Origin of the sequence: Amycolatopsis sp. NPDC102389 (genome assembly GCF_044765885.1) — a bacterium.
Lineage (GTDB): Bacteria > Actinomycetota > Actinomycetes > Mycobacteriales > Pseudonocardiaceae > Amycolatopsis.
The window spans coordinates 46,950-53,309 of the sequence record NZ_JBIWKX010000019.1 but is presented as its reverse complement, the minus strand read 5'-3'; the positions used below and the strand labels follow the sequence as shown (position 1 = coordinate 53,309).

Sequence of the window (6,360 nt, the reverse complement as noted above, 5' to 3'; positions counted from 1 at the left end):
GTGTGCTGCGGTCCCCGGCCCCCCCCCCCCCCCCCCCCCCCCCCCCCGACCCGAGCTTGACCAGGGCCGAAGGCTCCTTTCACCGCATTAGACGCGGCGAAGGGAGCCTTCATCCCACCATCCGCCCGCCCAAGAACGCCACGTTTGCCTTACCCCGGATCTCTCCGGTGTGCCGACGCCGCCGCGGCAGCCATCCCCGTGCCGTGGGTACACCTCGCGGGTACACCCACGCGGCCGTCAAGGAATTTAAGCTCGGAGCCATGGAAAGCCTCGGCGTGTACCTCAAGAGCCGCCGCGACCGCGTGACGCCCGCCGAGATCGGCCTGCGCACCTATGGCACCTCGCGCCGCGTACCCGGGCTGCGCCGCGAAGAGCTCGCCCAGCTCGCCGGGGTGAGCGCCGGGTACTACACGCGGCTGGAGCAGGGCCTCGCCGAGACCGCTTCACGGCAGGTGCTCGACGCGCTCGCCCGCGCGCTCCGGCTCGACGACGTCGAGGCGGCGCACCTGCACAACCTCGCCCGGCGGTCCTCGCTCCCGAAACTGTCCGATCCCGGCCCCGAAGACCCGCATCCCCGGGTCCTCGCGCTGCTGGAGAACCTCGGCGAGGCCGTGCCCGCGCTCGTCTTCGGCCGCCGCGGCGACGTGCTCGCGTGGAACCACGCCGGGCACGCGCTCATGGCCGGGCACCTCGATTTCGACGCGCCGGGCGATCCCGAGCGGCGGCCGTCACTGCCGCGCATGTTCTTCCTCGACCCGCTCACCCGCGAGCTGCACCGGAACCGGGCCGAACTCGCGCCGATCCACGTCGCCTATCTGCGGTTGACCGCGGGCCGCTACCCCACCGACGCACGCCTGGCCGCGCTCATCGGCGAACTTTCGATGCGCAGCGACGAGTTCGCGACGCTCTGGGCGACCGGCGATGTCGCCGACTGCACCGTCGGCGCCATGCGGCTGAGCCATCCCACGGTCGGCGCGGTCGACGTCGACTATCAGGTGTGGCTCCAGCCCGACAGCCCCGACCACCGGCTGGAGATCTACACGCCGAAGGACCCGGCCTCCTCCGACGCGCTGAAGATCCTGACCCGATTCGATCGCTAACCTGGGGTCATGGGGGCATTTCGCAGCGTTCTCCGCAACGAATCCCGCACGATGGCCGGGCTCTGGCTGTATCTGAGACGCCGGCGGGACGGAATCGACGGGGACGCCGTCGCGGTGCCGTACGGCGCGAACGGCAAGCCGATCTTCATCGTGCTGGCGGCGGTGAGCGCCGTCGAAGCGGGCCTGTTCTGGCTGATCGACTTCGGTCTCGTCGTGGACGTTCTGCTGCTCGTCCTCGGGGTGTACTCGGTGCTGCTGGTGTTCGGGGTCTACACCGGCACCGTCGTCCGGCCGCACGTGATCTCGTCGCGCGAGGTGCGGGTGCGCTACAGCTCGTTCTACGACGTACGGATTCCTCGCGAGAACGTGGTCAGCCTGCGGCACGTGAAGGAGAGCCACGATCCGTTGAAAGCGAAGCCCTTTCGCGACGAAACCTGGCTCAGCCACGACAATTTCTACGAAACCAACCTGATCGCCGAACTGCGCGAGCCGATCACGGTGACCCGGCCGCTCGGCGCGACCGAGAGCGTCCGCGTCGTGAAATTCCAGGCGGACGACCCGAAGGCCGCCGTCGAAGCCTACGAACGGCTCGGTGTCAGCTGAGCATGTACGTCCTGGCCACGATGGCCCGAGCCAGCTCACTGACGCTCATGTCCCGCGCGAAGGCATGCGCGCGGATCAGCGCCAGCGCGTCCGAAGCCGTGCAGTCGCGTCCGGCCATCACCACGCCCGTGGCCTGGTGTATCACCACCCGGAGATCGACATCGCCGAACAGCGGGTGCACGGGCAGCCCGTCGTCACGGTCGAGCCGCACGTCCGGGTTCAGCGCGGTGGTGGTCAGCGCCTCGGCCAGGCTTTCGAGGGAACGGGCGATGTCGGGGCCGGGTTCGGGCTCGAGCCGGTACGCGGTGAGGGTGCCCATCGGCGCTTCCGCCACGCCCAAGCGAGCCGAAACCACCGCGCGCACCCCGAGTTCCCGTGCGGCGGGGCCGAACTGGGGCCATCGGCTCATGAGTTCCGGCTCGAAACAGATCCCCGGTCTCAGGGGCTCGTCCCGAGACGGCCCTTCGCCGAGAACGTATTCGAGGTCGTGCGCTCGGGCGGCGATCGGATCGGACACCACGACCGACGCGTTGCGCCCACCGGCGGTGAACAGCGCCACCGCCAGGCTCGGGATACCGGACGATTCGGCGACCGCCGTCATGAAAGTCGGGGGCAGGCCGGGTGTTCGCTCCGGCCGATCCGCCCAGCGCCCGACGGCGTCGAGGTAGCCGGCGTGCAGGTTCGCGGACGCCCGGTGCTTGCGTTCGGTGTCGCGGTGCAGGGCCGCCATCCGCTGGTGGAAGGGGCGCATCGACGCGCTGGCCGTCTCCAGCAGGCCTTCGTGCCGCCGGGCCACGGCCGCCGCGCGCTCCGCCCGCCCGCGCTCGGTTTCGATCAGCCTGCGCAAGGCCGGAGGGTCGAATCGACCACCGGTGCCGTCCCACATGGGGTGAGCCTACGCCCGCACCGGTTCCCCCGAACTGACCCGAACGGCTGAGCCCCTACGGGTTCCCCGTCGTCCGGTGGAGGACTAGCGTTGATTGCCCAGTGCCCATCGGACAAAGTCCGCAGGAAGGCCGGATTCTGATGCAGAATCGCGAAAGATGGGTTGCCGACACGTTGGTGGAGTTGGCCGACACTTTGGCACCCGCGCTCGATCCGAAGAATTATTGGCTCTGTGTGGCGAATCGCTACGCCGAATTGATCGGCTCGTCCTCGATCCGGCTGACCGTGGAGGCCGGTCGCGCCGACCGGCCGTTCGTGGTGCACACCGACGATCGGCTCGAAAAGCCGCCGCTCGGCGGTATTCTCCCCGAAGAGGGCCCTGGCATCGACTGCCACACCGACGAAACACCGGTCGTCAACGTACTTCTCGACGAAGCGGGAGAACGTTGGGAACGGCTGGCCCCGGCCGCTCTTTCCCTCGGCTTCCGGTCGGCGCACGCGTTCCCGTTCAGCCGCCGCGAAGACGTGCTCGGTGAGGTCACGATCCTGACCACGGAATCCGCACCGCTGCCGGTGGCAGACCTGCGGATCGCGGTCGCGCTCGCCGACGCGGCGACGATCGGCATGCTCAATCACCGCGCGATCACCGGCCTCACCAGGACTTCCGAGCAGCTGCAGGGAGCGCTGGACAGCCGGGTGATCATCGAACAGGCGAAAGGCCTGGTCTCCGCCCGGTTGGAGATCGACCCGGCGGACGCGTTCCGCGTGTTGCGCCACTACGCGCGCGGCCACAACCGCCGGATCAGCGAGCTGTGCGAACTGCTGGTCAGCCGCCGCATGACGGCGGCCGATCTGGTCGGCGCGCTCCCCAAACGCGTGAAGCGCGCCGAACGCGGGCGCTGATTCAGTCGCCCGACCGCTTTTCCGTCATCACCACGACTCCGCCGCCCGGTCCGCTCAACGGCGAGCAACTGACCGCGGCGACGAGCCGTCTGCCCTTCCTGTCCACCGCGTCGACCTCGACCTGGGCGGCCCGTTGCCCGGTCTCGTTGCAGAGTTCGACGTTGTCGCGGATCCCGGCGAGCGGCAGGCCGAAGTCGAGGGTGAAGAACTCCTCCAGATAGACCTCTCCGGCCCGCAGGCCCCACAGTTCCTCCGCGCCGCGATTCCAGCTGCGCACCCGGAGATCGCCGTCCAGGACGACCACCCCGGCTTCGACGCTGGACAGGACTCCTTCGAAGAACATGCGCGTCTCGTCCAGCTCCGCGGTGCGGATGCGCATCTCCTCGTTCATCGTTTCGAGTTCCTCGTTGCCCGACTGGAGTTCCTCGTTCGTGGTCTCGAGTTCCTCGTTCGTGGACTGGAGTTCCTCGTTCGTCGTCTCGAGTTCCTCGATGCTGGACTGGAGTTCCTCGTTGACCGTTTCGAGTTCGGCGTTCGTCGATTGGAGCTCCGCGTAAGCCGTGGCCAGATCTTCCTGCACGCGTTTCACCTCATGCTGGAGCCTGGTGGCCTCGGTGGTGTCGATGAACGTGATCGCGGCACCGATGTCCTCGCCGTCGAGCGTGAGCAAGGGCCGGACGACGATGTCGAAGTACTGGGTCTCTTCGGTGGTCTTCTGCCGCCGCACGGCGTCGATCCGGATGCTGCGGCGCTCGCTGTGCGCCTGGTCGACGACGGACCGGAGCTCGATCGGCCGGTAGGAGACCTCCAGATCGTGGAACGGCCTGCCCACGTCGTGCGAGGAAAGCCCGAACTGCAGCCTCGCCGAGCCGTTGATCAGGGCGACCGTGCCGTCGCGGTCGATGCCCAGCACCGAATCGGGCGAAGAGGCCAAGGCGAGTTCACTCACGTGACGCCTTCGATTGGCGTCCCGCACCCCCGCTCCCGCCCGGACGTCGAAGCGCGCCGGCCGCACGGTGGTACCGCCCATGCGCAGTTTGAACACCCGGTTCCGGATGTTGGCGACGTCGAACCGGACACCGTCGGAAAGCAGCATTTCGGCCTTTCCGAGGAACAGGTGGCCGCCCTCGTTCAGCGCGAAATGGAAACGTTCGATGATCTTCGCCTGCGCCTCGACGTTGAAGTACATCAAGGTATTGCGGCAGGCGAGCAGATCGACCCTGGAGATGGGGGCGTCGCGCGTGATGTCGTGCCTGCCGAAGATCACCCGGCGGCGAAGATCCCGCCGGAAGGCGAACAGATTCCCGCTCGGTTCGAAATACCTCTTCTTCATCTCGTCGGGCAGCCGCTCCAGCGCCTTCGACGAATACAGTCCCGTCCTCGCCTCGCGCAAGGCCTCTTCGTCGACGTCCGTCCCGTAGATCTTGACCCGCCGGGTGGCCTCCTCGATGCCGAGATGCTCCGCGAAGGCCATCGCGAGCGAATAGGCCTCCTCGCCACTCGAACAGCCGGCGCTCCAGATCCTGATCTCTTCGTGTTCGGCCACTTTCGCGGCGAGTTCGGGCACGACGGTCTTCTGCAGGAACGTCCAGGCCTCGGGATCCCGGAAGAAGCTGGTGACGTTGATCAGAATGGTGTTGAAGAGCTGCGGGAACTCCTCGGCGTTGATCTCCAGGAAATCCCGGTATTCGGCGTATCCGTCGATCTTCACGGCTTGCATCCGCTTTTGGATCCGGCGGGCCAGCGAAGTCCGTTTGTAGCCGGTGAAATCGAAACCACGGGAATCCCTGATGAAGGTCAGCAGGTCCTCGAGTTCCTCGCCGTGGTCTATTTCGCCGTCCGGCGTGCTCATAACGTCCTCGTTCCCTCGACCAGGCCCACGAGCGCACCGGCGATCTCGTCCAGCGGCAGCACCAGATCGACCGATACGGACTTCGTCACGGCCTGGGGCATACCCTCGAATTCGGCGGTCTCCGGATCCTCGGCGATCACGGTACCGCCCCGCGACTTCACCACTCCGGCCCCCGCCGCGCCATCGGAACCCGTCCCGGTCAAAACGCAGACGAGCGCCGCCGGACCGTAGACCGCGGCGACGGATTCGAAGAGCAGATCGGCCGATGGCCGGACGAATTTGACCTTGTCCACCATCGACAGGCTGAGCTTCCCGCCGGAATCCACCAGCAGATGCCGGTCCGGCGGTGCCACATGGACGACACCGGGCTCGAGGAGGTCCCCGGTCTCGGCCAGCTTGATCCGCAGCCTCGACTGACGGTCGAGGATGTCGGCGAGAATCGTGTCGTGACGCGGGTCGAGGTGCTGGACGATGACCACGGGCACCGGGAAACCGGCGGGCAGGGCACCCAGCACCGCGAGCAGCGCCTTGACTCCGCCTGCCGAAGATCCGATGGCGACGATCTCGTAAGCCGTCTGATGACGGCCGGGGCCGGGCATCTTCCGAGCGTAGTGCTCCGGGGCTAGGCGGAACCGCCCACGCGCCGGATGATCTTGGCGAGGATTCCGGTGACGACCATCCAGAAGACCGCGGCGATGCCGTAGTTGATCAGCACGCGGAGCTTGGCGTCCGCGGGCATGAAGAGATCCTTGAAGCCCAGCAGGAGCCCGTCCGCCCAGCCGCGGACGAACGACACGATGCCGTTGTCCGGATTCGCCTCGCCGATCACGAAGACGACGTGCAGCACCAGGATAGCCGCGAAGATCAACCCGGCCCAGCGGACGACGCTCGCCAGGATCCCGGCCGCGCGACCGCCGCCCGCTCGCCAGTCGACCTTGCGCCTGGTCTCCTGATCAGCGGTTTCCTTCTCTTCAGCGTGCTCGCCCATGCCGGGCAGTGTGGCACGCCGCCTGGTCC

7 protein-coding genes are annotated in these 6,360 nt (G+C 67.6%); 3 read left to right on the top strand and 4 right to left on the bottom strand.

The genetic code is table 11. From position 1 onward, the window contains the following. The first annotated feature begins 260 nt into the window (after positions 1-260). Together ACIRGA_RS18345 and ACIRGA_RS18340 are read left to right on the top strand one after the other, a co-directional pair. On the top strand, positions 261-1,100 hold the full coding sequence (locus ACIRGA_RS18345) for a helix-turn-helix transcriptional regulator (RefSeq protein WP_400942500.1): 840 nt from the start codon (positions 261-263) through the stop codon (positions 1,098-1,100). A 9-nt stretch (positions 1,101-1,109) separates the two neighbouring features. Then, positions 1,110-1,703: a hypothetical protein gene (locus tag ACIRGA_RS18340; RefSeq protein WP_400942499.1), complete on the top strand. Its 594-nt coding sequence runs from the start codon at positions 1,110-1,112 to the stop codon at positions 1,701-1,703. Here the strand turns inward: ACIRGA_RS18340 and ACIRGA_RS18335 are convergent. Continuing rightward, positions 1,696-2,589 carry an ANTAR domain-containing protein gene (locus ACIRGA_RS18335; RefSeq protein ID WP_400942498.1) on the bottom strand — a complete coding sequence of 298 codons (894 nt, stop codon included), beginning with the start codon at positions 2,587-2,589 and terminating at the stop codon, positions 1,696-1,698. The genes ACIRGA_RS18340 and ACIRGA_RS18335 overlap by 8 nt on opposite strands. Positions 2,590-2,765: 176 nt before the next feature. Here ACIRGA_RS18335 and ACIRGA_RS18330 point away from each other — a divergent pair, with 176 nt between their 5' ends. Next, on the top strand, positions 2,766-3,491 hold the full coding sequence (locus tag ACIRGA_RS18330) for an ANTAR domain-containing protein (protein WP_400942496.1): 726 nt from the start codon (positions 2,766-2,768) through the stop codon (positions 3,489-3,491). Between the two features lies 1 nt (position 3,492). On the opposite strand, the gene ACIRGA_RS18325 is transcribed toward ACIRGA_RS18330, so the two are convergent. Genes ACIRGA_RS18325 through ACIRGA_RS18315 form a run of 3 tightly spaced genes read right to left on the bottom strand, consistent with a single transcriptional unit; the run spans position 3,493 to position 6,331 of the window. Next, a complete protein-coding gene (locus tag ACIRGA_RS18325; RefSeq protein ID WP_400942495.1) occupies positions 3,493-5,343 on the bottom strand; it encodes a CheR family methyltransferase in 1,851 nt (616 codons plus the stop codon). After that, entirely contained in the window at positions 5,340-5,942 is a 603-nt protein-coding gene (locus ACIRGA_RS18320; protein ID WP_400942493.1) for a chemotaxis protein CheB, read from the bottom strand. The genes ACIRGA_RS18325 and ACIRGA_RS18320 overlap by 4 nt, the downstream gene beginning before the upstream one ends. Before the next feature lie 23 nt (positions 5,943-5,965). Continuing rightward, positions 5,966-6,331 (bottom strand): hypothetical protein, encoded by a 366-nt coding sequence (locus ACIRGA_RS18315; protein WP_400942491.1) that lies wholly within the window; start codon positions 6,329-6,331, stop codon positions 5,966-5,968. Between the last annotated feature and the right edge of the window lie 29 nt (positions 6,332-6,360).